We start from the raw sequence: 25223 nt of genomic DNA on the forward strand, positions 1-25223 counted from the left end.
GATACCAGCACGCGTTGTGCACGAACACATCACAATTGCGCCACGCGTCCCTACCCCCTCAGCCATCGCCCCGCCGCCTCGACGGCAGGGGCCGAGCCGTCCGCCCCCGACACGAACACCGCAAAGGCAAGATTATCCTGTGATCCGATAAACCAGCCGTGCGCCCCGACGTTGTCACCGTACTCCGCGGTCCCCGTCTTCCCCGCCAGATCGGGAATGTCGCGCAACGTGCCGGCTGTACCCTCGATCACAGTCTCGCGCATCATCTCTCGCAGTGCCGCGAGCACGTTCTCGGGCATCGGTTCGGCGTCCCGATCCGCGGTCGCCGGCTGCCCCTCGACAATCGCCGGAACCGGCGTTCGACCGTTCGCCACCGAGGCTGCGACCAGCGCCATCCCGAACGGCGACGCCGTCACCTGCCCCTGCCCGATCGCTGCCTCCACGCGGGCCGCATCGGTGTCGGCGACCGGCACGTCACCCGTGACCGTGACGAGACCGGGCGTGACGTAATCGATGCCGAGACCGAACCGTTCTGCAGTCGCGCGCAGGGCGTCGGGCGGCAGGTCCAGAGCGAGCCGCCCCATCGTCGTATTGCACGAGAACGCGAACGCGGTGTGCAGCGGCACCGGGCCGAGATCGAAGTTCTCGTCGTTGGGGATCGTGCGCGAACCGATCGAGGCGACGCCCGGGCACGGCAGCACGGTGTCGGGTTCGGCGAGCCCGGCATCGAGCGCCGCCGCGGTCGTCACCACCTTGAACGTCGACCCCGGCGGGTAGAGGCCGGTCGCGGCGATCGGCCCCTCGGCGTCGGCCTCGTCGTTCTGGGCCATCGTGCGGATCGCGCCCGTCGAGGGTTCGATCCCGACGATTACCGCGGGCGTGTCGAAACCGGCGAGGACCTCCTCGGCCCGTCGCTGCAGGTCGAGATCGATCGTGCTGGTCAGGTCGGGTGCCTCCGGTCCCGCTTCGCCGGCGACCTGGCTCGTCGTGCCGTCCGCCGCGACCCGCCGGATCACCCAGCCCGCCGAGGCGTCCTGCCCCTCCTGCCAGAGTTCGGCGAGGCCGGACCACACGGGCGAGGCGAGATCGCGCTCGGTGGTGAGCAGACGGGTCTGCGGCACGAGCGTCACACCGGGCAGCGCGGCGAGGCGATCCTCGATCGGCGCGAGGTCCTCCTCACGCAGCGTGATCACTCCCGCAGTCCCGCCGGCGGCCGCCGCGACCTGCTCGGCGAGGCTCTCCGCCGTGATGGTCGGAACGACCGTGGCCAGCACGGGAGCGACCGCGGCGGGATCGGCGGTCGCATCCAGGTTCACGACGGTGACGACCTGCTCCCCCATGAGCGGCCGCCCGGCCCGGTCGAAGATCGTGGGCGGGGCACCGACGGTGGTCAGGTACTCCAGCGACGCGCCACCCGCCAGCTCCGGCGACAGCACCGTGGGATCCCAGCGGACCCGCCACGCATCGGCCTCCGGATCCTCCGTCGCGCTGCCGGTGGTGCGGTACGACCAGTCGCGACCCTCCCCGAAGGTCCACGTCACGTCGAGCTCGAAGGTGTCGTCGTCGCCCGTCCCCGCGACACTCACGGTGGGATCGTCGTGGCCGAGCCCGGCGAAGAGGGCGTCGATCGCGGACTCCGCGGCCACCGGATCGGTGGTCGACGCCGCCGCGCCGGAGACGTCGCCGGCGTCGAGAGCGGCAGCGAACTCCTCCGCGATCGTCTCCGGCTGATCGGGGCCGGTCGCACACGCCGACAGCGACAGCACCGTGGCTGCCGCGACACCCATACCAATCAGTCGGATCCGCACGGTCCCGATCATGCCTGCACTTCCGAGCCCGTGCCTGTTATCGCAGGTAGGAGTCGGGGTGAAATATTCGGTTGCATACCGGACGGTGCGGGATCACCATGGTGTTCGCATCCCGTACCCGTCGATCGGAGAAGTCCGTTGCTCCTGTGAGAGGTCCCGTCCCCCGCGCACTCGCGCAATCGACCCTCACCCTTCGGGAGCCACCATGTCTTCATCCGGTATCACGCTGTCCGCACTCTCCTACGTCCATCCGGACGGCACCGTCGCCGTGCAGGATCTCGACGCCGTCGTCCCGGCCGGGCGGATCGGCCTGGTGGGCCGCAACGGAAGTGGGAAGACCACCCTGCTGCGGCTCATCGCGGGTGAACTCCGCCCGACCTCCGGTTCGTCGACGGTGCGCGGACGGGTCGCCTACCTTCCCCAGGACGTGACCCTCGATCCGACGGTGCCGGTCGATTCCGTCCTCGGTATCGGAGAGATCCGGAAGTCACTGCGACGCATCGAATCCGGATCGTTCGACGATCGGGACTTCGAGGTCGTCGCCGACCGGTGGGACATCGAGGACCGCGCCCTCGCGCTCATGCACCGAGTCGGCCTCGACCGGATCCTGCACGACGCCGGGGATTTCGATCGCACCGTCGGTCAGCTCTCCGGTGGGGAGACGGTGCTGCTCGCCTTCACCGCCCGCCTGCTCGACGACCCGGACGTGCTGCTGCTCGACGAGCCGACGAACAATCTCGACGCCGACGGTCGCGCGCGCCTGCAGGATGCACTCGACCGGTTCCCCGGCACGGTGCTCGTCGCCGGGCACGACCGGGAACTGCTCGACCGCACGGATGCGATCGCCGAACTGCGCAACGGTGCGTTGCGCCTGTTCGGCGGCGGGTTCGGCGAATACGAGCGGATCGTCGCGGAGGAACAGGAGGCGGCACGGGCTGCGGTGCGGGATGCCCGCAACGACGTGCGGCGCCAGGCACGCGAACTGGCGGCAGCGCACGTCACGATCGCCCGGCGGCAACGCTACGGGCAGAAGATGTACGAACAGAAGCGCGAACCCAAGATCGTCATGGGCGCGCGCAAACGGCAGGCGCAGGAATCCGCCGGGCGTTTCCGCCGCGAGCACGAAGAGGATCTGACCACGGCACGGGAGAACCTGGACCGTGCGAAGGACGCGGTGCGCGACGATCCGGAGATCCGCATCGACCTGCCCGGGACCGCGGTTCCGCCCGGTCGGCGGGTGGCGGACGCACCGCTCGAGATCGTCGGGCCGGAGCGGATCGCGCTGCGCGGGCCCAACGGGTCGGGGAAGACGACCCTGCTGCACCGCATCGTCGAAGCGGAACCCCACGTTCCCTTCGCGTTGCTCCCGCAGCGGCTCGACATCTTCGACGACGATCGTTCGGTCGCGGAGAACGCCGAGGATCGGGCGCCGCACCTGACTCCGCAGCAGGTGCGGGCGCGTCTGGCGCGCTTCCTGTTCCGCGGCCGTCACGCCGAGGTCGCCGTGGGAGCGCTGTCGGGTGGGGAGCGACTGCGGGCCGCGCTCGCGATCGTGCTCGCGGCCGATCCCGCTCCGCAGTTGCTGCTGTTGGACGAGCCCACCAACAACCTCGACCTGGCCGGTCTCGCGCACCTGACCCAGGCCCTGCGCGCCTACAGCGGTGCGCTCGTGGTGGTCTCGCACGACGAACGATTCCTCGAGGAGGTGGCGGTGGATCGGTCGGTCGAACTCGAAAGATGAACCGTTCGGCGATACTGCTGGGATGAGCCATGCGACGAATCCCGCCGACGGCACCCGGATCCGGTTCACCACGGCAGGCCCCGAGGGGGCACCGGTCGTGCTGCTGGTCCACGGCAGTGCCCTGTCGTCGGCGGTGTGGCGGGCCTTCGGGTACGTGAAGGCGCTCGGCGGGGATTTCCGCCTGGTCATGCCCGATCTGCGTGGCCACGGCCGCAGCGACACCCCGCACGACGAGGACGCCTACGCGATGGACGCGATCGTCGGGGACCTGCTCGCCGTCCTGGACGCGGCGGGAGCCGACCGGGTGCACTACGTCGGCTATTCGTTCGGCGCCCGTGCAGGACTCGCGCTCGCCGTCGCCGCTCCGGAGCGGCTGGCGAGTCTGACCCTGCTCGGCGGGAGCGCACGCCCCCAGGAGGGAGCGATGGACGCGATGTTCTTCCCCGGCACCGTCGACGTGCTCGAGCGCGAGGGCATGGACGGTTTCATCCGTGCCTGGGAGGAAAGGCGTCGCACGCCGGTCGATCCCGCGACGCGTTCGGCCTTTTCGAAGAACGACGCGCAGGCTCTCGCCGCCTATTTCCGCCGGTCGGATCGGGAACCGGGAATCGGCGACGAGACACTCGCGGGCATCGACGTGCCCGTGCTCGCCGTCGTCGGGTCGGACGACCGCCTGCGTGTGGAGGACACCCGCGCGTTGTCGCGCACCGTCCCCGGTGCGCGACTCGCGATTCTGCGCGGGGTGGACCATGCCGAGACGGTCTCGGCCGCACTACCTGCGGTCGAGACCTTCCTCTCGGCACGCGCCGGCCGGAAACCGACCGACACGCGCTGATACTCGGTTCGGGCGCTCAGGCCGGGACGACGACCTGTTCCCGCGGTGTCATCGCCGGCACCGGCCGGGACTGCTGCGCCTTCCGGTGCGGTGCGACCACGGCCTTCTCCTGCGCAGCACGGGCAACCGCCTGCTGCCGGCCGACTCCGGATGCCTCCGCGAGCAGCGCCGACACCGACCGCTTCATGACCTCGACCGCCTCGGGCACCGACAGGCGCAGTACGTCCCGCAGCGATACCCAGGTAGGCCAGGTCGTCGACACTCCCAGCAGGTTCTCGATGTGGGTGCGGACGGTGTCGTCGACGCCCTCGAACTGGTCGGAGAACAACGCCCTGATCTCGTATCGCGCCCGGTCGAGATAGCGCAGGCGGTTGCGCTGCAATTCGCGCGAGAACGGCGCGCGGATCTCGGACGACCGCGCGAACGGCGCGATGTATTCGAGCAGTTCCGCTCGCTGCCTGCAGTAGGCGTCGATCCGTTCGTCGAGCGGCAGCGACGGATCGATCGGCTCGTAGGCGTCGTCCTGGCGCCGCATCAGTTCGGCACCGGTGGCGGCGAACAACGTCTCGAGATCGCCGAAGTGTCCCCACAACGATCGCAGGGACACCCCGGCCCGCGAGGCGATCTGCGCCCCTGTGGGTTTGAGCTCTCCCGCCCTGATGAGCGCGATATGAGCCTCTATGACGGCCTGCCGGGTGCGCTCTGCGCGAGCACTCCTGCCGTCCGTCGTGACCGACGGCTTGTCGCCGTCCTTTCGTTCCGCGTACATCGCTCCCCCGATTTCCGCTCGGATTCCCCTCCGGACCGGTCACTCCCCTCGTCGGTGACCGGCATAACTTTTCTCATGGCGAACAATAGTCGACACAGCGGGGGAATTGTCATCCCCCATCCGAAAATTGTCCCGTTTGCGAATTTCGAGCGGCCGTACGCAGGGATTACTGTGTAAGCAATCCCTTCGCGATATGTGTTACTTGAATTTCGTTGCTACCCGCGTAGATCATCAGCGATTTCGCATCACGTGCAAGTTGTTCGACACGATATTCGGCCATGTACCCGTTCCCCCCGAACAGTTGCACGGCCTCCATCGCCACCTCGGTCGCCGCCCGCGACGAGTACAGCTTCATCGCCGACGCCTCCGACAGGCTCACCGGCTTCCCCGCCTGCGCGCGCTCGATCGCGCTGAAGACCATGTTGCGGACATTCACCCGCGCGATCTCCATCTCGGCGAGCTTGAGCTGGATCAACTGGAACTGTGCGATCTCCTTGCCCCACAGCTTCCGCGATTTCGCGTACTCGGTGCACAGTTTCAGGCACTGCTCGATGATGCCCAGGGCCAGATAGGCGATGCCGATGCGTTCGGTGGCAAAGGACTCGCGCGCGCTGTCCTTGCCGTCGCTGCGACCGCCCTCCTCGGTCTCCCCCAGCAGCCGGTCGCGGGTCAGGCGCACGTTGTCGAAGAACAACTCGCCCGTCGGCGAGGAGTTCATGCCCATCTTCTTGAAGGGCGGGCTCTGGGTGAGCCCCTCCATGCCCTTGTCCAGCACGAATGCGAGCACCTTGCGGTCGCGGCGATCCACCGAGGGGTCGCCTTCGTCGAGCTTCGCGTACACGATGATCACGTCGGCGTACGGACCGTTGGTGATGAAGGTCTTCTGGCCGTTGAGGATGTAGTCCTCCCCGTCGCGGCGCACCGTCGTCTTCATCCCGCCGAACGCATCGGAACCCGAATCGGGTTCGGTGATCGCCCACGCACCGACCTTCTCGAAGGTCACCAGCTCGGGCAGCCACCGCTTCTTCTGCGCGAGGGTGCCGCGGCTGCGGATCGTGCCCGCCGTCAGGCCCAGGCTGACACCCAGCGAGGCGATGAGCCCGAGACTCACCCCGGCGATCTCGATGTTGAGCAACGCCGCCATCCCTGGAGAACCGCCGGTACCCCCGGACGATCCCGAAGGCTTCTCTCCGCGTTCCTCTTTCGCGAGGGCCCGTTCGAGTGACTCACGCGCCATCTCGTCGATGCCGAAAGTCGCGTACAACTTCCGGATGATGTCGTACGGCGGCAATTCTCCCGACTCGAGACTGTCGACGTGCGGACGGATTTCCTTCTCGATGAAACCGCGAAGTGCGTCGCGGAACATGAGGTCTGTGTCGGACCACTCGTACATGCACCGAACATAGAACAGGTGTCGATTCCGTCCCGGCCTTTCGTCCCACTGGGCATCCGAAAACGCTCCACGTACAGCGTGCCGGTACTAGCCTTCGCCGCAGAGCGCTCCGTCGGCGAGAGGGACATCGGAGATGGTCGATTCGAGTGGGTTTGCCGGCACGGACGTCCTCGCCCTGCACATGGGCGACGGCCTGATCGCCGACCGCGCGTCCGCGTGGTTCTTCGTCATCGCCGTGATCGGGGTCAGCATCGCCGCCTGGTACGCACGCAGCGACCTGAACAAGAGGTCGGTGCCGACGGCGGCGGCGGTCTGCGCCCTGTTGTTCGCCCTGCAGGTGGTCGACGTGCCGGTGCTGCCGGACGTCAGCGGCCATGTCGTGGGCGGCGCACTCGCGGCGATCCTGCTCGGCCCGTTCGTGGGGGCGGTCGCATTGACGATCGTCCTCGTGGTGCAGGCCTTCGTCTTCGCCGACGGCGGCCTGTCGGCGCTGGGCGCCAATGTCACCAACATGGTGCTCGTCGCCATCGCCGCCGGTTTCCTCACCGCGACGGCGCTGCGTGCGCTGTGTGAGCACCGCGGTGTGCGGCGGTTCGTCATGCTCGGCCTGGTCTCGTTCGTCGGGGGGTTCGTCTCGGTCCTTGCGGCCGTGACGGGTTTCGTCGTCGAGTACGCCCTCGGAGGCACCTTTGCGGTGCCGGTGTCGAACATCGGATTCCTCTATGCGACGCACATTCCCGTCGGGCTGGTCGAGGGTGTGGTGACGGCCGCCGTCGTGCTCGCCGTCGCGCGGGTCTTCCCCGGAATCCGTCCAGCTCACGCGACTGCCGGTCAATCCTCTCGACGCGACCACGTCTCCGCCCCCTCCTCCTCGTCCACGCGCTCAGGGGACGCTGTTCATCGGTTTGGCGTTCACCTCGCTCGTGGTCGCGGGGATCGTCGCGCCGCTCGCCGTCGACACCCCCGGTGCTCTCGAGGTGGCCACCACGCGGGGCTGTGAGATCGACTCGCTCGCCGAGGATCTCACGGGCGACTGTATGGCCCGGGACGTCGAGGAACACCGGCTCGCCGACAGCGCGCTGGCCGACTACACGATCGACGACCGCCCCGGTTCGACGGGCGTGGCCGCGGTGCTGGGCACGCTCGGCACCTTCGTCCTGGCCAGCGTGTGTTTCCGCGCTCTCGTGCCGCGGCCGGCGAAGACCACCGCCGAGCAGCGCACGCAGCAACGGAGCAGCTCTGCGGGCTGAGTCCGCAGGCTGCCGCGGCGGCACGGATCAGCGGGAGAGGTGCGCCTCGATGGTCGCCGCAGCCATCTCCCTACCGAACCGGATGGGCTCGACCGAGTGCTCGAACTTGCTGCCCGACAGGGCACCGTCGTAGATCAGCTGCACGCGCCGTGCCACCGCCTCGAACTCGGACACCCCGGCGAGACCGAGCAGTTCGACGAGCGTCGAGTTCAGCCATTCCCGGTGCGCGAGTACCGGTTCGAGTGGTTCCTGCGGAAACTCCGTCGCAGCGTTGGCGTACTGGCATCCCCGGAAGTTCTTCTTCGGCGCCGACTGCATCGCGAGATCGAAGAAGGTGAGGATCTTCGCGATCGGATCGTCGAGCGGTTCGACGGCAGCGTGCCACCGCTGCCGGTCGCGCCGGTCGAGGTCGTGCAGATAGGCGAGCACCAGTGCATCCTTCGACCCGTACGACGAGTAGAGGCTCGCGCGGGCGACGCCGGCCTCGGCGAGGATGCGGTCGATGCCCACCGCGCGGATGCCGTGCTCGGCGAAGAGCGCGCTCGCGGTGTCGAGCAGGCGTGTGGCGGGTGAGGGCTTGGACGGCGATCCCTCGGCTTTCCCCTTCGGACCGGCCGTGCCCTTCGGAGTGCCGGTTGATTCACTCTCGACGAACGTACGCACGTACCCAGCGTAACGGACAGGGCGCGATAGACAGACCGTTCTATTCACAGTACGGTGGAGCACGTGACACACAGCCTTCTGACTCGCCGCCTGCACGTGGATCTCGTGCGGGTGTCGACTGCTGCGTGTTGTCGCTCCACTCTCTGACCGGCCTCGTCTGCGTGCACCGCATGCCGTAGTCGCCCCGTCCGAAGACGAAACGGCGCCCCGTCGTGCCCGGACCGGTCACAGTTCCAACCCGCTTTCCCGGAAGGTGACCCCATGTCGCTGTATCTCTACGAACTCGTCCCCACCGAAGGCCAGGCCGAGGCTGCCATCAAGGCCTTCGACGATGCTGTCGTCGCCGCGGGCGGCGAACTGATCGAATCGCAGGTCACCACCGGTGGCACGCGCGTCTTCGCGATCGCCGAGTTCGACGCGTGCCGCCCCGCGCAGCTCGAGTCGGCCTCCCTCGATGTCGCCGAGATCGTCGGCCCGAACGAGGTCCGTCTCGTCGGCGCCGAGCTCGACCAGATCAAGGCCACCCGCCCCGAGGCCGGTTACCTCGTCGAATGGGACATCCCCGACACGATCGACATGGAGACCTACCTCGCGCGCAAGAAGGCGAACTCGCCGAAGTACGCCGACGTCCCCGAGGTGAGCTTCCTGCGCACCTACGTCCGCGAGGACATGGACAAGTGCCTGTGCTTCTACAACGCCCCCGACGAGGCCGCCGTCGTGCGTGCCCGCGAGGTCGTCAGCACGCCCATCGACCGTCTCCACTCCCTCGAAGGATAATCATCCGATGACCGCGGCCATTGACCGAGCGAGCGAGCAACAGCGCGCGGCGATCGCAGAATTCGTACGCGATCGCGCCGCTGCTCTCGATCGCGGAGAAACCGACATCCGCACCGACATCGCCCGCACGGGTGAGCTCGGCCTGCTCCGCAAGGGGCTGGACGGGGAGTGTCTCTCCGAGATGGTCGCGGTCATCGACGAGGTCGCCGGCGAATCGCTCACCGTCGGCTTCTCGCTGTGGGCGCAGCGCATGGCGCTCGAATACATCGACCGCGCACCGCAGTTCCTGCGCGATCGTTATCGGGACGACCTCGCATCCGGTCGCACGATCGGCGTCACCGCCATGGCCGCGGCCCTCAAGCATCTCGCCGGCCTCGGCGAACTGCCCCTCGTCGCCGAACGGACCGACGACGGCATCACCGTCACCGGTCCGATCCACTGGGCGTCCAACGTCTTTCCCGACTCGGTGATCGTCTTCCCGGCCCGCACCGCCGACGGCGATCGCCTCGTCGCCGTGGTCCGCGCCGATGCCGAGGGCATCACCATCGCGGATTCGCCCGAACTGCTCGCGCTCGGTGCCACGTCGTCGACCTCGCTGAAGTTCGACGGTGTGCGGATTCCGCAGTCGCACATCCTCACCGAGGATCTCGCGAACTTCTGCGGTTCGATCCGGCCGACCTTCATGATGTTGCAGACGTCGTTCTGCGTCGGCATCGCACGCGCGTCGCTCACGGAGGCGGCCGGCCGTCTGCACGGACTCGGCGAGCAGTTCACCGGTGAGTACGAAGAACTTTCGGCGCGTTACGAGTCGCTGCGCGAGCGGTTGTACCGCTTCGCCACCGATCCCGCCTCGATCGCTCCCGCGGAGTTCATCCGTCTGCGTCTCGACGGTTCGGTGGTCGCGGTCGCCGCGACCCGCCTCGAGGCGACGCTGCGCGGCGGCGCCGGATACGCGACGGCCAGCGCCACCAACCGCCGATTCCGGGAGGCGGCCTTCCTGCCCATTCAATCGCCGTCGGAAGGACAGCTTCGGTGGGAACTGTCGCAGTACGAATAACGAACGGATACAAGAGTTTCGCCGGCCGCCGTAGCCCGGTCCTCCAGGGGGTGGACCTGGATATCGCGACCGGCGAGTTCCTCGTCGTGCTGGGCAGCAGCGGTAGCGGCAAGTCGACGCTGCTACGGATCGTCGCGGGTCTCGATCACCTCGATCGCGGTTCCGTCGACTGGCCCGACACCGAGGGCGACAACCGTCCGCACACCGGAATGGTCTTCCAGCAGCCCTTCCTGATGCCGTGGCTCACCGTGCGCGAGAACATCGCCTTCGGTGGACGTTTCGCCGCGCACCGCGAGCGGTTCGACACCGCCTACGCCGATTCGCTCCTCGAGCGTTTCGGCCTTTCCGCGCTCGCCGGCTACTACCCCGACCAGCTGTCCGGTGGTCAGGCCCAGCGTATCGCCGTCATCCGCGCCGTCGCGGTGCGTCCGCGACTGCTGCTGCTCGACGAGCCGTTCAGCGCCCTCGACCCGGCCACCCGTTCCGATCTGCGGTCGTGGCTCGGCGAACTCGCGCGCGATCTCGGTTTCACGACGGTCCTCGTCACGCACGACATCGACGAGGCGCTCGAACTCGCCGACCGCATCGCACTGTTCGGGAGTTCGGGCGTGGTGCAGCAGGAATGGACGCTCGGCGGCATGTCGGCGCTCGACCGCGACGCGCTGCGTCCGGCCATCCTGGCGCACTACCGCGATTCGTCGCTGTCCGCGACATGACCGATTCGGGCCTGTTCAGCCGTCGCACCCTCATGCGCGGTGCGCTCGGCCTCGCGGCTGCCGGTGGTATCGCCGGCACGATCGACCTCGCGCGCACCGCGACCACCGACCGCGCCAACCGCACGGGGCAGTTGCGCATCGGTTACCTGCCGATCACCGACGCCGCGCCGCTGCTCGTCGCGCACGGGTCGAGTCTGTATCCCACCGGCGTCGTCGATTCCGCGAAGCCGGTGCTCTTCCGAAGCTGGGCATCGCTGGCGGAGGCCTTCATCAGCCGACGCGTCGACGTCGTGCACCTGCTCATGCCCATGGCCGTCCAGTTGCGGTACAGCCTCGGCAGTTCCGTGCGGATCCTCGGCTGGAACCACACCAACGGCTCGGCGCTGACGGTCGCCCCGCACATCACCGATCTGAGCGATCTCGCCGGGCAGACGGTGGCCATCCCGTTCTGGTGGTCGATCCACAACATCGCCCTGCAGCAGCTGCTGCGGGCGCACGGACTGACACCGGTCGTGCGGGAGGCGCCGTCGAAGTCCGCGCGCACCGTGGGTCTCGTCGTCATGGGTCCGTCCGACATGATCCCGGCCCTGGCGAACGGCTCGATCGCCGCGTTCACGGTCGCCGATCCGTTCAACGCCGCGGCGGAGGTTCGCGGGGTGGGGCGGATCCACCGCTTCCTCGGCGATGTGTGGCGCGACCACGCGTGCTGCGCCCTGCTCGTGCACGAGGACCTGATCGAACGCGACCCCGTCGCCGTGCAGGCCCTCACCGACTCCGTGGTCTCCGCCCAGCTGCAGATCGGCGCCGACCGTCCGGCCGCGGCCGCGATGCTGTCCGCCGGATACCTGCCGCAGCCGTTGCCCGCGATCACGAAGGCGCTGACCTATCCCGATCGCGAGGCCGGCACGGTGCACCCGCAGTGGCAACCGCAGCGCATCGGCTACCAGCCGTTCCCCTTCCCGACCTTCACCGCGGCGCTGATCGAGGCGATGCACGACACCGTCGTCGACGGCGACACGCGGTTCCTCTCGCGCCTCGACCCTGCGACCGTGCACGACGACCTCGTCGACGACCGGTTCGTCCGCACGTCCCTCACCCGCGTCGACGGCACCGATGCCTTCGGCCTTCCCGCCGATCTCACCCGCACAGAGGAGGTCGATCCTTCGTGAGCGCCCCGACCAGCACGGCGCCGGAGACGGCCCGCACCGCCCGGCAGTTGCCTCTCGTCCCCCAGGCCGTCGCCATCGTCATCGCCGTGGCTCTGTGGTGGCTCGTGACGACGGTGCTCGTCGCGCCGGATTCGCTCGTGCGGGACTTCGCCCCGCAGTACGTCTTCCCGGCGATCGTCGATCTGTTCGCACGCGGCGTGCTGCTGCCCGACACCCTCGCGAGTCTGTGGCGGTTGCTGGTGGGTCTGCTGATCGCCGCGACGCTCGGCATCCCGCTCGGGCTGCTGATCGGACTCAACCCGCTCGTCGAGCGCGCGACGATGCCCATCATGCAGTTCCTGCGGATGATCTCGCCGCTGTCCTGGGCGCCCATCGCCGTGGCGCTGTTCGGCATCGGGCACCAGCCGGTCTTCTTCCTCATCGCCGCCGCCGCGATCTGGCCGATCGTCATCAACACGGCTGCCGGGGTGCACGGCATCGACCAGGGCTATCTGATGGTCGCCCGCTCGTTCGGCGCGACGCGTCTCGAACTGCTCACCACCGTCGTCCTACCGGCCATCCGCGCGCAGGTGCAGACCGGTCTGCGGGTCGGCCTCGGTATCGCGTGGGTCGTGCTCGTGCCTGCCGAGATGCTCGGCGTGCGGTCCGGTCTCGGCTACCAGATCCTCAACGCCCGCGACCAGCTCGCCTACGACCAGGTCATGGCCGTGATCGTCGTGATCGGCTTCCTCGGGTTCTGGCTCGACTGGGCGGCGCGGCACCTGCTGCGCGAACGGCGTAAGCCGGTGAGCGTCGAGGAAGCCGACCGTCCGCTCTGATCTGAGGTCAGGACTCGAGCGGCGTCAGCACGAAGACGGGAAGCACCCGGTCGGTGCGCTTCGCGTACAGCGCGTAGTTCGGCCACGTCTGCAGCAGCACCTGCCACAGCCGCTCGCGTTCGTCGCCCTCCGCGATCCGCACCGACACCGCGTATTCGTGCCCGTCGTACAGCACCTGCGCGCGGTCGGCCGCACGCAGGTTGACGGCCCAGGACGGCGCCTTGGGGTGCCCCCAGTTCGAGCCCACCACGAGCCATCCCCCGTCGTGCGGCACGCACAGCAACGGTGTGGACCGCGGCTCCCCGGTCTTGCGGCCCTTCACGGTGAGCACGAGCGACGGAAGTCCCGCGATCGCGAGCAGGGTGACCTTGCCGCGTGTGAGCCGTTGGATGGTCTTGTCCACCGCGATGATCGGCCGTGAATACCGCGGCAGCCACGGCAACGCTCCGATACGGACAGCGACCGGTCGGAGCGGATTCATGCGGCTATCTCCCCCAGGCTCCCAGCAGCGTTCGGGCTGCAGCGACGACGGCCAGCGGCTGATCGATCATCGGATGGTGGCCGGAAGCCGGAAGATCGATCAGCAACGCATCAGGGCCGAGATTATCGACGATCCGCCCGTAGAGCGCGTCGTCGATGATGCCGCGTTCGCAGCGGAAGTAGGCGACGGCGCATCCCGGATTCATCACCTCGAGGCTACGGCGCCCCTCACGTCCCATGCGGAGATTGTCGAATTTCCACGACCAGCCGCCGTCGACCTGCTTCAGCGACCCGCGGGCGATGTGCTCGAGCACGTAGGGTTCGGCGTCGTCCTGCGGCGGCACGAGGCGGAACCGTGCGACGGCGTCCTCCGCCGCGGCGTAGACCTTCGGCGGTCCGGCGTTCGCGACGGCCTTCGCGCGCATCTCGAGTTCCTCGGGCGTCATGTCGCGGATCGGCGAATCGATGATCACCACACCGGCAAGTTCGTCGCCGTGGAGATGGGAGGCCGCGAACGACACGATCCCGCCCATGCTGTGGCCGATGAGGACCGGCGGACCGCTGATACCGCCGGCCCGGGCCGCGGCGAGAACCTCCGCGGACCACGCTTCCAGGGTGTAGTGCTCGCGGTGGTCGCTGTCGCCGTGACCGCTCAGATCGAGAGCGACGACGCGACGTCCGGCGGCGAGCTGCGGGCCGATGTGGTCCCACCACCCCGAATGCGCCATGCCGCCGTGGACCAGCACGACGCCCGGCAGACCGGATTCGCCCCACGCCCGGAAGGCGATGGTCGCACCCGCTGCCTCGACCTTCCCGGTCTCGACGGGTGCGGCCAGGGCGTCGACGAACCACTGAGGAGCAGATCCGTTATTGCTCATCACCCGAACTTATGTCAGATGTGACGAGCGCCAACATCCGGGCCATCAGTTCGATCCGTTGCACGTCGAATTCCGGCTGCGGATGCACCGTCGACGCCAGCGCTTCGCCGTCGAACATGTGCACGAGCGACAGCAGCAGGGTGTCGAAGACGTCGGACGGGAACCGGGCCGCGACCGGCAGCGACCTGCCGAAATCGACGATCTGGGCGTGGTAGCGCTCGGCCATCGGCGCCAGATGCTCCCGCAGCGCCGGATCGGTGCGCGCCGCGCCGAGCAGTTCGTACCAGGCGGCGTTCATCGGCGCCCGGCAGGCGGTGCGCAGCAGTTCGAGGCACACCCGCAGCGACTCGGAGATGTCCGCGTGCTCGTCACCGAGCGCCGCGAGGCCGGCCTCGAAGTTCGCGAACTGGCGTTCCCGGACCGCATCGGCCGCCGCGATCATCAGGTCGAGACGCGTCGGGAAGTGCCGGAACACCCCACCCGACGACACCCCCGAGCGCCGGCACACCTCACCGATCGTCGTCGCGGTGTAGCCGAGCTCGGCGAGGGAGGTGATGGTCGCGTCGAGGATGCGACCGATCGTCTCCTCCCTGCGCTCCTGCTGGGTGCGGCGTACTGCGGGTGCGCTCACGCGACGGGCTCACCCGCCGGGGTGCGGATCGGCGCGGGTCCACGTTCCTCCACTCCCGCGCTCAGGAACCGGCCGGTGCCGACGGTGCGTCCGTAGCCGGGCACGAACTCACCCTCGCGGTAGACCACCCGGCCGGCGACCGCCGTCGCCGTCACGGCGCGATCGTTGCGGTCGACCATGCGGCGGATTCCGCCGAACTCCTCGAGCGGAGCCTCGTGGTAGGCGTCGACATCGGCGTTCAGCCCGGCAGGATCGACGACGACGAAGTCGGCGCGGTCGCCCACCCGCAGGTGGCCGGCGTCGATTCCGTAGAAGTCGCCGAGTTCGCCGGTGAGCTTGTGGACGGCCTCGGGCAGCGTGAGGAACGGCTTGCCCGCCTTCTCGGCGTCGTGGACGCGGCGCAGCAGGCAGATCGCGAAGTTGTAGAAGGCCATGTTCCGTAGGTGGGCGCCGGCATCCGAGAATCCCACGGTGACGCCGGGGGTGCGGATGAGCCGGTCGGCGACCTTGCTGCGGTCGTTGGCGATCACGGTGTGCCACCGGAACTTCCGGCCGTGCTCGACGACGAGGTCGAGGAAGGTGTCGACCGGGTGCAGTTTCCTCTCGCGCGCGACGTCACCGATCGACCGGCCGACGAGCGAGGCGTCGGGGCATTCGACGATCCGGGTGTCGTCGAAGTCGCGGTGCCACACGCGGGGTGAGAACTTCTTCTCGAAGTCCTGCCGGAACCAGCGACGGTAGGCCTCGTCGCGCAGCAGGTCGTTGCGGACGAGTTCGTCCTGCAGATGCAGTGCGGCACGACCCGATCCGAACTCCTCGAAGACGACGAGGTCGATGCCGTCGGAGTACACCTCGAAGGTCGTGGGCAGGTGCTGCCAGCGGAAGGCACCCTTGCCGATTCGATTGGCCGCGAACGCGATCGGACCGAAGATGCGGTTGACCCACCGTTCGGCCTTCGTGTCGGCCGCGGCGAGCACCGACGCCTTCATCGGCTTGCGTCCGATGCCCGTGCTGGCGAGGGCGAAGAACGCGACGTCGTACTTGGTGTTGAGGTTCGGCACGGCCTGCAGGATGCGACCGCGTCGGCGCAGGATCTTGTGCAGGCGGCGGAATTCCGACCACGACGCGTGGGTCGACGGCAGGGTGCGCGAGCGGTAACGGTCGCCGTCCATCTTGTCCCACGGGTTCGTCATCGTCGACACTCCGAGGAAGCCCGCGTCGAGGGCGTCCTCGACACGCGCGTCGATGTCGGCGAGTTCGGCGCGGGTCGGGCGGTTCGCCGACTCCGTGGAGCGTCCGAGTCCCATCACCGACGCGCGGACGTCCGAATGTCCCACGAAGGCCGTCACATTCGGGCCGAGCGGCAGCTTGTTCAGCGCCTCGATGTATTCGCGCGGCGTGCTCCAGGTCTTGGACTTCTCGAGGGCCGAGAGGACGTGCTCGCGCGGAAGTGCCTCGACGCGGCTGAACAGGTCGGCAGCGTCGACCGGCGGCACGAACACCGTCGAGATCGAGCAGTTGCCCATGAGCACGGTCGTGACGCCGTGCCGCACCGACTCGGACAGACCCGGACCCACGAGCACTTCGGCGTCGTAGTGGGTGTGGGTGTCGACGAAGCCGGGCATCACCCAGCGGCCGTGCGCGTCGACGACCTCGGTGTCCGGGCCGGCGGGAAGGCTCTCGGAGGTCGCGGTGACGACGACCCCGTCGCGGATGCCGAGGTTGCGGACGACGCCGGGCGCGCCCGTCCCGTCGAACCAGAGACCCCCTCGGACGATGACGTCGAAATCCCCATGATTGTGATCCACACCACTCATGGCGCGAGGGTAACACGAAAAAGAGGTCGCGCACTCTCTAAATTTCCGGTTCCGACGGTCTACGGTTCGGCCATGGATCTCGACACCACTCCGGCACTGCTCGTCGACCGCGACATCCTCGATCGCAACATCGCGCGGATGGCGCAGTCCGCTGCCTCGCGAGGCCTGTCGCTGCGACCCCACGCGAAGACGCACAAGTGCTCCGAGATCGGACGACGCCAGCTCGACGCGGGAGCCCGAGGTCTCACGGTTGCGACCGTCTCCGAGGCCGAGGTCTTCATCGAAGAGGGCTTCGACGACCTGTTCATCGCGTATCCGCTGTGGGTCGACGCCGCCCGCGGTGCACGGTTGCGTGCGCTGGCCGACCGGGTGCGCCTCACGGTCGGGATCGATTCGGCGACCGGAGCCCGGCAACTCGTCGAGCACGCCGGCACGGCGATCGGTGTGCTCGTCGAGATCGACAGCGGCCACCATCGCACCGGCGTGCTGCCCGAGCAGGCCGGAGCCGTGGCGTCGGCGGCGCGTGAGGCAGGCCTCGACGTGCGCGGTGTCTTCACCTTTCCCGGCCACTCGTACGCACCCGACGCGCCGGGCAGCGCCGCCCGGGAGGAAGCCGACGCTCTGGCGGCCGCCGCGGAGTCGCTACGAGCAGCCGGGATCGAGCCGTCCGTGATCAGTGGTGGCTCCTCCCCCACTGCTCTTCTCGAAGTACCCACGGTCGCAACCGAACTGCGCCCCGGGGTATACGTCTTCGGCGACGCCCAGCAACTCGAACTCGGCGCGGTGAGCGAATCCGACATCGCGCTGACCGCCCTGGCGACCGTCGTGTCCGCTCGCGACGAGGTGGTCGTGCTCGATGCCGGTTCCAAGGTGCTCGGCGCCGACCGGGCCGCGTGGGCCACGGGGTACGGACGCATCCTCGGGGAACCGGACGCACGCACCACGGCACTGTCGGAGCACCACGCGACGGTTCAGTGGCCGGAGGCGTCGACCCGCCCACGACTCGGCGACAGGGTCCGGGTGATTCCCAACCACGTCTGCAATGCCGTGAACCTCGCGGACGAACTGATCGTGATCTCGAACGATGAAGTGGTGGACACCTGGCGGGTGGTCGCGCGAGGATGTACGACGTGATGCGCAGACGTCTGGCCTGCCTGACCGCGGCGGTGGTACTGCCGCTGAGTGCGTGCGCGTCCGAATCGACCGCGCCGGATACCGAGACCATCACAGGGACGACCACCACAGGGGCGGCGGCCACCGAGACCGTCACGGACGCAACCGCCTCCGCGGTGTCCGGAGCCGGTGGGGCGGACAGGGTGGACGGGGTGCCCCGCGTGGTCGGGACCGTGGCGTCCGGACTCGACACGCCGTGGGGGATCGCCTTCCTGCCCACCGGTTCCGCGCTGGTCACCGAACGCAACAGTGGCCGGATCGTCGAGATCACCGACGGCGAGGTCCGCGAGGTGGGCCGCGTCGGCGAGACCCTCGCGCAGGGCGAGTCGGGATTGCTGGGGATCGCGGTGTCGCCGACCTTCGACACCGACCGCTTCGTCTATCTCTACGCGACCACCGCCAGCGACAACCGGGTACTTCGAGCCGTTTTCGACGGCACCACGCTCACCGAACCGGAGGTGATCCTCGACGGCATCCCGGCCGCCCGGATCCACGACGGCGGGCGGATGATCTTCGGTCCCGACGGGATGCTGTACGTCGCGACCGGTGAGGCGGGCCGCCGCGAACTGGCGCAGGATCCGAATTCGCTCGGCGGCAAGATCCTTCGCATCACGGGCGACGGCGAACCCGCGTCCGGCAATCCCGATCCGGCATCGCCGGTGTACTCGCTCGGTCACCGCAACGTACAAGGACTCGCGTTCGACGACCGGGGACGGTTGTGGGCGTCGGAATTCGGGCAGAACGACGTCGACGAGTTGAATCTCGTGGCGGCGGGCGCGAACTACGGCTGGCCCGTGGTCGAAGGAGCCGGGGGCTCCGGCGAATTCGTCGATCCGGTTCTCACCTGGCCGGTCTCGCAGGCGTCGCCGTCGGGCCTGGCGTGGTTCGGCGGCAGCCTCTGGATGGCAGGCCTGCGCGGAGAACGACTGTGGCGCATCGATGTTCAGGACACCGCAGCAACCGCGACCGACTTCTTCGTCGGCGAGTACGGAAGATTGCGGACCGTCGTCGCCGCGCCGGACGGCTCACTGTGGCTGACGACGTCCAATCGAGACGGTCGCGGCAGCCCGGCCGGCGACGACGATCGCATCCTCCGGATCGAGATCTCCTGACGATCAGGGGACGAGAACGACGACCGTCTCGGCGACCAGCGCCGGGCGCTCTCCACCCTCGGTCTCGATGGTGTATCCGACGACGAGGTTCGCACCCTTGGCGGTGCGCTCGAGCGACTTGAACTCCGCGCCGGCACGGATCCGCGAGCCGACGGGGACCGGCGCGGGGTAACGAACCTTGTTGCTGCCGTAATTGACCTTCATCTTCAGGCCTTCGAGGGAGAAGATCTGGGTGCCGAGGACCGGCAGCAGCGACAGGGTCAGATAACCGTGGGCGATGGTCTTGCCGTACGGGCCGTCCTTCGCGCGCTCGGGGTCGACGTGGATCCACTGGTGATCGCCGGTGGCCTCGGCGAACAGGTCGATGCGCTTCTGGTCGATCTCGATCCAGTCGCTGTAGCCGAGGTGCTCGCCGACGGCCTTCTCGACCTCGTCGATTCCGTTGAAAACCCGCATTGTTGCTCCTGTCGATGTGCGGCGACGGTCAGAGACCGGCTCGCCTGAGGGTGACGCGATAGGTGTAATGCTCGGGCAGAAAGTAACTCACCGACAACTCGGTGGGCACCCCGTCGTCGTTCGAGTACAACCGGTCGACGCGCAGCAGGGGATGTCCCACTTCGCAGTTCAGCTCGCTCGCCACCTGGTCGGTGGCGAGCGCGACCGTGATGGACTGTGCTGCTTCGACGATCGGGCTGTCGAGATGCGGTTCGAGCAGCCCGATCATCGTGTTCCGGCTGGACGCTCCCGCTTGGAGCTCCGGCGACTCGAGTACGTGCGCGGCGACAGGTTCGGGCAGGTGAACCGTGGTGAGCACGAACGGGATTCCGTCGTGCAGTCGCTTGAACACCGCCGTGTACAGCACGTCGGTGTCGAGACGCAGTCGGCTCGCGGCGTCGATGTCGACTCCGCGTCGCAGCGGCGAGACGATCTGCATGACCGTGTCGGCCGACAACGCGAGCAGATCCTCGATCGAGCCGAGCTGGCGCCGGTAGCGCCGGCCCGACTCGTTCGCGAAGGTGCCGCGGCCGGGAACGCGGTAGACGATGCCGTCGGCCACGAGATCCTGGAAGGCGCGACGCACCGTCTGCCGGCTCACGCCGTGCTCCTCGGCGAGTTCGGCCTCCGTGGGCAGCCGTGTGCCGTCGCTGTACCGTCCCGCCTCGACGGCCTCCCGGAGCTGGCGCGCGAGTTGCGCGTACGCCGGTTCCGTTTCCCGCACCTTGTAGTCCATGACGGACCGATCCTAGCGGCCGGTCGTCACAGTCCGCCGCGTGCTACGAGCTGGCCGGCGATGACGTTGCGCTGGATCTCGTTGGTGCCCTCGCCGACGATCATCAGCGGCGCGTCGCGGAAGTAACGCTCGACGTCGTACTCGGTGGAGTAGCCGTAACCGCCGTGGATGCGTACCGCGTTGAGGGCGATCTCCATCGCGATCTCCGAGCAGTACAACTTGGCCATGCCGGCCTCCATGTCGCAGCGCTCGCCGCTGTCGTACTTCTCCGCCGCGTAACGCGCCAGCTGCCGCGCCGCGGTGAGCTTGGTGGCCATCTCCGCCAGGTAGTTGCCGATGGACTGGTGCTTCCAGATCGGCTGACCGAAGCTCTCGCGCTGCTGCGCGTAGGCGAGCGAATCCTCGAGTGCGGCGGTCGCGACACCGAGGGCGCGGGAGGCGACCTGCAGACGGCCGGTCTCGAGGCCCTTCATCATGTGGGCGAAGCCCTTGCCGGGCTCACCGCCGAGGATCGCGTCGGCGGAGATGCGGTAGTTGTCGAAGCTCAGCTCGCACGACTCGACGCCCTTGTAGCCGAGCTTGGGCAGGTCGCGCGAGACGGTCAGGCCCGGGCCGTGCTCGACGAGCACCACGGAGATGCCCTTGTGGCGCGGCTGCGCGGTGGGGTCGGTCTTGCACAGCAGGGCGATCAAGCCGGCCCGACGGGCGTTGGTGATCCACGTCTTGGCGCCGTTGATGACCAGCTCGTCGCCGTCCCGCTTGGCGGTGGTGGTCATCGCCTGCAGGTCGGAGCCACCGCCGGGCTCGGTGAGCGCCATCGTCGCGCGGATCTCACCGGTGGCCAGCTTGGGCAGGTACTTGCTCTTCTGCTCCTCGGTACCGAACAACGCGAGCAGCTTCGCGACGACGGTGTGCCCTCCCATCGCACCCGACAGCGACATCCATCCGCGGGCGAGTTCCTCGGTGACCTGGACGTAGCAGGGCATCGACACCGGCGATCCGCCGTACTCCTCGGGCACGGCGAGCCCGTAGATGCCGATCTGCTTCATCTGCTCGATCCACTTCTCGGGGTACTCGTTGGCGTGCTCGACCTCCTGCACCGACGGCTTGACCTCCCGATCGATGAAGTCGCGGACGGTCTTGACCAGAAAAGTCTCTTCGTCGTTCAGGTAGGTCACGGGGCATCCTTCGCTTGGGACGGGCCATACGGACCCGGGAAACTTTGTACGGCCATTTTGTGGACCAAGTTCGGACGTTGTCAACGCGAAGACCGCCATTCGACGTCGTGATTGCAAAGTTTTCGACGATACGAACGACTGCACCTTCCTATGAGCACACCTCTCCGTGGGGTGGCATACCGCCAACAATGGCCGTACATTTAGCGCCGTCATTGCCGACCGAACTCCCCGAGGTCCCCGTGTCTTCCGAGCAACACCTCCGCCGGCGCGCCGTTCTCGTCGCCCCCGGCTCCGACGAACGCAAAGCCGGTAAGGCCCTCGCCTCCGCCGCCGACGAGGTCGTCCTCGACCTCGAGGACGCCGTCACCGCCGCCCAGAAGGACGCCGCCCGCGAACTCGTGGCTCCCCTGGTCCGCGAACACGGCGCCACGCGCACCGTCTCCGTTCGTATCAACGGACGCGGCACCCCCTGGTTCGAGGACGACCTGCGCGCGTGCGCCGCACTCGGCGACGCCCTCGCCTCGATCGTGATTCCCAAGGTCGAGAGCGCCGACGATCTCGTCGAGGCCGACCGCATCCTCGGCAGCGAGTCGACCGTCACGGTGCAGGCCCTCATCGAGACCCCCGCCGGCGTGCAGCGCATCGACGAGATCGTCGCCGGTCCCCGGGTGGCCGGCGTGATCATCGGTTACGCCGACCTCGGCGCCTCACTGGGCCGCGCCCGCACCGCCGCCCCCGAGCACTGGCTCTACGTCCAGGACCGCGTACTGCACGCCGCCCGGGCCGCCGGTGTCCAGGCGATCGACGGACCGTTCCTCGGCATCGCCGACGACGACGCCTTCCGTCACTCGGCGCAGTGGGTGTCCGATCTCGGATTCGACGGCAAGTGGGTCATCCATCCTGCGCAGATCACCTCTGCCGCAGCGGCCTTCACCCCCACCGACGATCAGGTCGACGCCGCCCGCAAGGTCCTCGCCGCACTCGAGGAAGCCGAGAACCGCGGCGCCGGAGCTGCCCAGCTCGACGGCCAGATGCTCGACGAGGCCGTCGCCGTCGCCGCCCGTCGCACACTGTCGAAGATCGGAGCCTGAAAGCCATGACCACCTCGTACGTCGGCGGACCCTATTTCGACGAACTGACCGTCGGTCAGGTCTTCGACACCGCCCCCGCCGTGACGCTCACCGACGGCCTCGCCGCCGCGCACCAGAGCATTCTCGGTGACCGCCTGCGTCTTCCGCTCGACAAGCACCTCTCGACCGCCGTCGCGGGCGGGCCGGTCGCACACGCCGGCTTCGTCACCGACATCGCGATCGGGCAGTCCACGCTCGTCACACACCACGTCAAGGCCAACCTCTTCTACCGCGGCCTGCGTTTCCGTCGTTTCCCGCACATCGGCGACACCCTCTACACCACCACCGAAGTCGTGGGGCTGAAGGAGAATTCGGCCAAGCCCGGACGCAAACCCACCGGCCTCGCGGCGCTGCGCATGAACACCGTCGACCAGGACGGCAACACCGTCCTCGACTTCTACCGCTGCGCGATGCTGCCGCTGAGCGAGAATCCCGACCCCGACCGCGTCGTGCACTCCGACGACCTGTCGGCCATCGGACCGCAGGACGAAACGCAGTGGTCCGCGCCCGCCGACTGGGATCTGGATGTCTACCGCTCGAAGGTGCCGGGTGAGCACTTCGACAAGTCCCTCGCCGGTGCCGTGCTGCAGTCCAGCGGCGACGTCGTCTCGAGCGCACCGGAACTCGCGCGCCTGAGCCTCAACATCGCGGCGACGCACCACGACGAGCGGGTCGGCGCATCCGGTCGTCTCGTCTACGGCGGCCACACCATCGGCCTGGCCTTCTCACAGGCGACCCGCGCTCTGCCGAATCTCGTGACGGTGCTGGGCTGGAAGTCGTGCGACCACACCGGTCCGGTGCAGGAGGGCGACACCCTCACCAGCGACCTGCACGTCGAATCCGCCGAGCCCCTCGCGGAGGGTGGTGGCGTGCTGAACCTGCGGTCGCTCGTCTACGCACACCGCGGCGGTGCCGCGAATAGCGACCGCGGTGATGCCGAGCCGGCGCCCGTGCTGGATTGGCGGTTCACCGCTCTCATGGCCTGACGGCCACCGCTGCCGAGACCGACGTTGTGCGCGAAATCCCTTGAGAAATCGTGCACAACGTCGGTTTCGTCGTTATGCGTCGACCCGTTTGACGAGGCGTTCGTAGCGCTGCCGGGCCGCCTGGGTGCTTCCCAGGCCCAGGCCGAAGGCGATCTCCTGCCAGGTCATCCCGCGTTCCCGCGCGATCCGGAGGATCAGCGCCTCGAGTTGGTCCATCTCGGCGCGCGCCTTCGGGACGAGGCCGAGCGCGGCGATGACGTCGGCGTCGTCGACCTCGGGTTCGTCGGGGCCGGGACTGTGCACGCCGCCCGCCAGTGCCGCGACGAGACGGATGGCGCCGAGCGGGTCGAGCATCTCGGGGTGCGACTGCCTGGCCCGTTGCTCAGGAGTACTGCCGTGCCGTTCGGCGATTCGGAACAGGCCCGCGTACTCACGATGGGCGCGTTCGCGACTCGGATTCGGTGGGGTGAAGCCGTCCTCGGACATGAATCCAGGATCGCGTGTGAACAAGTTGTTGTCAACAGTTTGTTCACATGTCGCGGATCTCGTCCACCAATCCCCAGTCGAGTGCGCGGGAGGCGTCGAGGGGCGCAGCCGTGACGAACAGGTGCAGCGACCGCCACCGGCCGATCCGCCGCGGGATGCTGACCGTCCCCCCGGCCCCGGGGATGAGACCCATCGAGACCTCCGGGAGACGGAAGACGGTGCCGGGAGTCGCGACCACCCGGCCCGCGAAGGCCGGGATCTCGATCCCTGCACCGATGCAGTGACCGTGCAACCGCACCTCCATGCGACCGGCGAGCTGCGCAACGAGACGACCCGCTCCCCCACGCGTGCGGACGAAGTGCGCGAGCGTGATGTCGGGAGTGCGGCCGAACTCGTCGAGATCACCTCCGGCGCAGAACGACGACCCCGCCCCGTCGAGCACCACCCGTTCGATGCTGTCGTCGACGACCGCGAGGCGCAGAGCGTCCACAAGAGCGTCGCGCAGCACCGTTCCGTAGGCGTTGCGGCGCTCGGGCCGATTGAGGGTGATGTGCAGGAGGTCGCCCTCGCGGGCGATCAGCACCGGTTCGTCCGAGGGCGGAGGCAGCGGGCGCGGGCCGCGTCCGGCAAGCCACGCGGCGAACTCGGGTCCGCCCTGCAGCGTCGAGTAGCCGAGCGACTCCACGTCGATCGCCTCCGGCACCGCGAGCGTCTCCGAGGCCCGCACGACCTGCCGTGCCACCAGCGCGGCCTGCGGGTTCGCGGCGACCGCCTCGGCGAAGGCGGCGATGCTCGCATCCGGGTCCGGTGTCTCCACCACGCCGCGGGACGAAGCGACCGGCGCGTAGGTGAGGTCGAGCGCGTCGATCAACGGCCGGACCCCGGCGGGAACCTCACGGGTCGCGCGGCCGACGAGGATCCGGTCGGCGAGCGCGGCCTGTTCGACGGCACGCTCGATCAGGGGAATGTCTCCGTCGAGATCGACGACGACCATCGGCCGGGAGACCACACCGCCCTCACCGAGAAGGGGCTCTCCCGCCGCGCCGTTCGCCAGATCCGCAGCAGAGAGAAGCATCGCTCGTGCCGTGTCCATATGGTCCGTCCTTGTACTCCACCAGGCCCCAT

Annotated in this window: 27 protein-coding genes; 14 read left to right on the top strand and 13 right to left on the bottom strand. The window is 68.5% G+C overall.

The window, feature by feature from the left end; all coding sequences use genetic code 11:
- Window positions 1–50: 50 nt before the first annotated feature.
- The gene (locus ACWPOC_RS10610) at window positions 51–1820 is read right to left on the bottom strand and encodes a penicillin-binding transpeptidase domain-containing protein (RefSeq protein WP_120280418.1); all 1770 of its coding nucleotides are present in this window, start codon (window positions 1818–1820) and stop codon (window positions 51–53) included.
- Window positions 1821–2013: 193 nt separating this feature from the next.
- On the opposite strand from ACWPOC_RS10610, the gene ACWPOC_RS10615 reads away from it, so the two are divergent.
- Window positions 2014–3549, top strand: a complete 1536-nt coding sequence (locus tag ACWPOC_RS10615) for an ATP-binding cassette domain-containing protein (RefSeq protein WP_120280419.1) — start codon at window positions 2014–2016, stop codon at window positions 3547–3549.
- Window positions 3550–3571: 22 nt separating this feature from the next.
- Window positions 3572–4384, top strand: coding sequence for an alpha/beta fold hydrolase (locus ACWPOC_RS10620; protein ID WP_120280420.1), 813 nt, complete (start codon window positions 3572–3574; stop codon window positions 4382–4384).
- Window positions 4385–4400: 16 nt separating this feature from the next.
- Here the strand turns inward: ACWPOC_RS10620 and ACWPOC_RS10625 are convergent, their stop codons facing one another.
- Window positions 4401–4991: a TetR family transcriptional regulator gene (locus tag ACWPOC_RS10625; RefSeq protein ID WP_120283693.1), complete on the bottom strand. Its 591-nt coding sequence runs from the start codon at window positions 4989–4991 to the stop codon at window positions 4401–4403.
- A gap of 328 nt (window positions 4992–5319) precedes the next feature.
- Window positions 5320–6546, bottom strand: a complete 1227-nt coding sequence (locus tag ACWPOC_RS10630) for an acyl-CoA dehydrogenase family protein (RefSeq protein WP_120280421.1) — start codon at window positions 6544–6546, stop codon at window positions 5320–5322.
- Between the two features lie 133 nt (window positions 6547–6679).
- On the opposite strand from ACWPOC_RS10630, the gene ACWPOC_RS10635 reads away from it, so the two are divergent.
- Window positions 6680–7546, top strand: a complete 867-nt coding sequence (locus tag ACWPOC_RS10635; protein WP_455408595.1) for an energy-coupling factor ABC transporter permease — start codon at window positions 6680–6682, stop codon at window positions 7544–7546.
- Window positions 7470–7796: a PDGLE domain-containing protein gene (locus ACWPOC_RS10640; RefSeq protein WP_455408596.1), complete on the top strand. Its 327-nt coding sequence runs from the start codon at window positions 7470–7472 to the stop codon at window positions 7794–7796. The genes ACWPOC_RS10635 and ACWPOC_RS10640 overlap by 77 nt, the downstream gene beginning before the upstream one ends.
- Before the next feature lie 27 nt (window positions 7797–7823).
- Here the strand turns inward: ACWPOC_RS10640 and ACWPOC_RS10645 are convergent, their stop codons facing one another.
- Entirely contained in the window at window positions 7824–8459 is a 636-nt protein-coding gene (locus ACWPOC_RS10645) for a TetR/AcrR family transcriptional regulator (RefSeq protein WP_455408597.1), read from the bottom strand.
- Between the two features lie 96 nt (window positions 8460–8555).
- Between ACWPOC_RS10645 and ACWPOC_RS10650 the strand changes: the two genes are divergently transcribed.
- From ACWPOC_RS10650 to ACWPOC_RS10675, 6 genes are all read left to right on the top strand, one after another.
- Window positions 8556–8606: a hypothetical protein gene (locus ACWPOC_RS10650; RefSeq protein WP_404817807.1), complete on the top strand. Its 51-nt coding sequence runs from the start codon at window positions 8556–8558 to the stop codon at window positions 8604–8606.
- A 114-nt stretch (window positions 8607–8720) separates the two neighbouring features.
- Window positions 8721–9236, top strand: coding sequence for a DUF4242 domain-containing protein (locus ACWPOC_RS10655; protein ID WP_016694511.1), 516 nt, complete (start codon window positions 8721–8723; stop codon window positions 9234–9236).
- Between the two features lie 7 nt (window positions 9237–9243).
- Window positions 9244–10293 carry an acyl-CoA dehydrogenase family protein gene (locus ACWPOC_RS10660; RefSeq protein WP_088898274.1) on the top strand — a complete coding sequence of 350 codons (1050 nt, stop codon included), beginning with the start codon at window positions 9244–9246 and terminating at the stop codon, window positions 10291–10293.
- Window positions 10269–11009 (top strand): ABC transporter ATP-binding protein, encoded by a 741-nt coding sequence (locus ACWPOC_RS10665; RefSeq protein WP_172414956.1) that lies wholly within the window; start codon window positions 10269–10271, stop codon window positions 11007–11009. Before ACWPOC_RS10660 ends, ACWPOC_RS10665 begins: the two co-directional genes overlap by 25 nt.
- Complete coding sequence (locus ACWPOC_RS10670) at window positions 11006–12178, top strand: ABC transporter substrate-binding protein (protein ID WP_088898275.1); 1173 nt, start codon at window positions 11006–11008, stop codon at window positions 12176–12178. The genes ACWPOC_RS10665 and ACWPOC_RS10670 overlap by 4 nt, the downstream gene beginning before the upstream one ends.
- A gap of 47 nt (window positions 12179–12225) precedes the next feature.
- Complete coding sequence (locus ACWPOC_RS10675) at window positions 12226–12996, top strand: ABC transporter permease (RefSeq protein WP_269072686.1); 771 nt, start codon at window positions 12226–12228, stop codon at window positions 12994–12996.
- A 7-nt stretch (window positions 12997–13003) separates the two neighbouring features.
- Here the strand turns inward: ACWPOC_RS10675 and ACWPOC_RS10680 are convergent, their stop codons facing one another.
- Genes ACWPOC_RS10680 through ACWPOC_RS10695 form a run of 4 tightly spaced genes read right to left on the bottom strand, consistent with a single transcriptional unit; the run spans window position 13004 to window position 16802 of the window.
- Window positions 13004–13477, bottom strand: coding sequence for a nitroreductase family deazaflavin-dependent oxidoreductase (locus tag ACWPOC_RS10680; protein ID WP_230790592.1), 474 nt, complete (start codon window positions 13475–13477; stop codon window positions 13004–13006).
- Between the two features lie 4 nt (window positions 13478–13481).
- A complete protein-coding gene (locus ACWPOC_RS10685) occupies window positions 13482–14354 on the bottom strand; it encodes an alpha/beta fold hydrolase (RefSeq protein WP_183070576.1) in 873 nt (290 codons plus the stop codon).
- Window positions 14344–14985, bottom strand: a complete 642-nt coding sequence (locus ACWPOC_RS10690) for a TetR/AcrR family transcriptional regulator (protein ID WP_455408598.1) — start codon at window positions 14983–14985, stop codon at window positions 14344–14346. Before ACWPOC_RS10690 ends, ACWPOC_RS10685 begins: the two co-directional genes overlap by 11 nt.
- On the bottom strand, window positions 14982–16802 hold the full coding sequence (locus ACWPOC_RS10695; protein ID WP_120280427.1) for an amidohydrolase family protein: 1821 nt from the start codon (window positions 16800–16802) through the stop codon (window positions 14982–14984). Before ACWPOC_RS10695 ends, ACWPOC_RS10690 begins: the two co-directional genes overlap by 4 nt.
- A 72-nt stretch (window positions 16803–16874) precedes the next feature.
- Here ACWPOC_RS10695 and ACWPOC_RS10700 point away from each other — a divergent pair, with 72 nt between their 5' ends.
- Window positions 16875–17936 carry an alanine racemase gene (locus tag ACWPOC_RS10700; RefSeq protein WP_120280428.1) on the top strand — a complete coding sequence of 354 codons (1062 nt, stop codon included), beginning with the start codon at window positions 16875–16877 and terminating at the stop codon, window positions 17934–17936.
- Window positions 17936–19087, top strand: a complete 1152-nt coding sequence (locus tag ACWPOC_RS10705) for a PQQ-dependent sugar dehydrogenase (RefSeq protein ID WP_120283695.1) — start codon at window positions 17936–17938, stop codon at window positions 19085–19087. The genes ACWPOC_RS10700 and ACWPOC_RS10705 overlap by 1 nt, the downstream gene beginning before the upstream one ends.
- A gap of 3 nt (window positions 19088–19090) precedes the next feature.
- On the opposite strand, the gene ACWPOC_RS10710 is transcribed toward ACWPOC_RS10705, so the two are convergent.
- Genes ACWPOC_RS10710 through ACWPOC_RS10720 form a run of 3 tightly spaced genes read right to left on the bottom strand, consistent with a single transcriptional unit; the run spans window position 19091 to window position 21496 of the window.
- Window positions 19091–19543, bottom strand: a complete 453-nt coding sequence (locus ACWPOC_RS10710) for a MaoC family dehydratase (protein WP_120280429.1) — start codon at window positions 19541–19543, stop codon at window positions 19091–19093.
- 28 nt (window positions 19544–19571) lie between these two features.
- Complete coding sequence (locus tag ACWPOC_RS10715; protein WP_120280430.1) at window positions 19572–20318, bottom strand: GntR family transcriptional regulator; 747 nt, start codon at window positions 20316–20318, stop codon at window positions 19572–19574.
- Between the two features lie 26 nt (window positions 20319–20344).
- Complete coding sequence (locus ACWPOC_RS10720; RefSeq protein WP_120280431.1) at window positions 20345–21496, bottom strand: acyl-CoA dehydrogenase family protein; 1152 nt, start codon at window positions 21494–21496, stop codon at window positions 20345–20347.
- A 212-nt stretch (window positions 21497–21708) separates the two neighbouring features.
- Between ACWPOC_RS10720 and ACWPOC_RS10725 the strand changes: the two genes are divergently transcribed.
- Entirely contained in the window at window positions 21709–22587 is an 879-nt protein-coding gene (locus ACWPOC_RS10725) for an HpcH/HpaI aldolase/citrate lyase family protein (protein WP_120280432.1), read from the top strand.
- A 5-nt stretch (window positions 22588–22592) separates the two neighbouring features.
- Window positions 22593–23612: a MaoC family dehydratase gene (locus ACWPOC_RS10730; protein WP_455408599.1), complete on the top strand. Its 1020-nt coding sequence runs from the start codon at window positions 22593–22595 to the stop codon at window positions 23610–23612.
- A gap of 72 nt (window positions 23613–23684) precedes the next feature.
- Here ACWPOC_RS10730 and ACWPOC_RS10735 read toward each other — a convergent pair whose 3' ends face one another.
- Window positions 23685–24098, bottom strand: a complete 414-nt coding sequence (locus ACWPOC_RS10735) for a DNA-binding protein (RefSeq protein WP_120280434.1) — start codon at window positions 24096–24098, stop codon at window positions 23685–23687.
- 43 nt (window positions 24099–24141) lie between these two features.
- Window positions 24142–25191 (bottom strand): enoyl-CoA hydratase/isomerase family protein, encoded by a 1050-nt coding sequence (locus ACWPOC_RS10740; RefSeq protein WP_455408600.1) that lies wholly within the window; start codon window positions 25189–25191, stop codon window positions 24142–24144.
- Window positions 25192–25223: the final 32 nt, after the last annotated feature.

The organism is Rhodococcus sp. 5G237, assembly GCF_053764735.1.

What these genes read in the sequence shown, in the direction of transcription:
- ACWPOC_RS10740 (WP_455408600.1), bottom strand. Translation starts at nt 25,191, where the DNA reads ATGGACACGGCACGAGCGATGCTTCTCTCTGCTGCGGATCTGGCGAAC.
- ACWPOC_RS10630 (WP_120280421.1), bottom strand. Translation starts at nt 6,546, where the DNA reads ATGTACGAGTGGTCCGACACAGACCTCATGTTCCGCGACGCACTTCGC.
- ACWPOC_RS10735 (WP_120280434.1), bottom strand. Translation starts at nt 24,098, where the DNA reads ATGTCCGAGGACGGCTTCACCCCACCGAATCCGAGTCGCGAACGCGCC.
- ACWPOC_RS10710 (WP_120280429.1), bottom strand. Translation starts at nt 19,543, where the DNA reads ATGCGGGTTTTCAACGGAATCGACGAGGTCGAGAAGGCCGTCGGCGAG.
- ACWPOC_RS10715 (WP_120280430.1), bottom strand. Translation starts at nt 20,318, where the DNA reads ATGGACTACAAGGTGCGGGAAACGGAACCGGCGTACGCGCAACTCGCG.
- ACWPOC_RS10685 (WP_183070576.1), bottom strand. Translation starts at nt 14,354, where the DNA reads ATGAGCAATAACGGATCTGCTCCTCAGTGGTTCGTCGACGCCCTGGCC.
- ACWPOC_RS10680 (WP_230790592.1), bottom strand. Translation starts at nt 13,477, where the DNA reads ATGAATCCGCTCCGACCGGTCGCTGTCCGTATCGGAGCGTTGCCGTGG.
- ACWPOC_RS10700 (WP_120280428.1), top strand. Translation starts at nt 16,875, where the DNA reads ATGGATCTCGACACCACTCCGGCACTGCTCGTCGACCGCGACATCCTC.
- ACWPOC_RS10695 (WP_120280427.1), bottom strand. Translation starts at nt 16,802, where the DNA reads ATGAGTGGTGTGGATCACAATCATGGGGATTTCGACGTCATCGTCCGA.
- ACWPOC_RS10670 (WP_088898275.1), top strand. Translation starts at nt 11,006, where the DNA reads ATGACCGATTCGGGCCTGTTCAGCCGTCGCACCCTCATGCGCGGTGCG.
- ACWPOC_RS10705 (WP_120283695.1), top strand. Translation starts at nt 17,936, where the DNA reads ATGCGCAGACGTCTGGCCTGCCTGACCGCGGCGGTGGTACTGCCGCTG.
- ACWPOC_RS10660 (WP_088898274.1), top strand. Translation starts at nt 9,244, where the DNA reads ATGACCGCGGCCATTGACCGAGCGAGCGAGCAACAGCGCGCGGCGATC.
- ACWPOC_RS10615 (WP_120280419.1), top strand. Translation starts at nt 2,014, where the DNA reads ATGTCTTCATCCGGTATCACGCTGTCCGCACTCTCCTACGTCCATCCG.
- ACWPOC_RS10610 (WP_120280418.1), bottom strand. Translation starts at nt 1,820, where the DNA reads ATGATCGGGACCGTGCGGATCCGACTGATTGGTATGGGTGTCGCGGCA.
- ACWPOC_RS10620 (WP_120280420.1), top strand. Translation starts at nt 3,572, where the DNA reads ATGAGCCATGCGACGAATCCCGCCGACGGCACCCGGATCCGGTTCACC.
- ACWPOC_RS10635 (WP_455408595.1), top strand. Translation starts at nt 6,680, where the DNA reads ATGGTCGATTCGAGTGGGTTTGCCGGCACGGACGTCCTCGCCCTGCAC.
- ACWPOC_RS10730 (WP_455408599.1), top strand. Translation starts at nt 22,593, where the DNA reads ATGACCACCTCGTACGTCGGCGGACCCTATTTCGACGAACTGACCGTC.
- ACWPOC_RS10655 (WP_016694511.1), top strand. Translation starts at nt 8,721, where the DNA reads ATGTCGCTGTATCTCTACGAACTCGTCCCCACCGAAGGCCAGGCCGAG.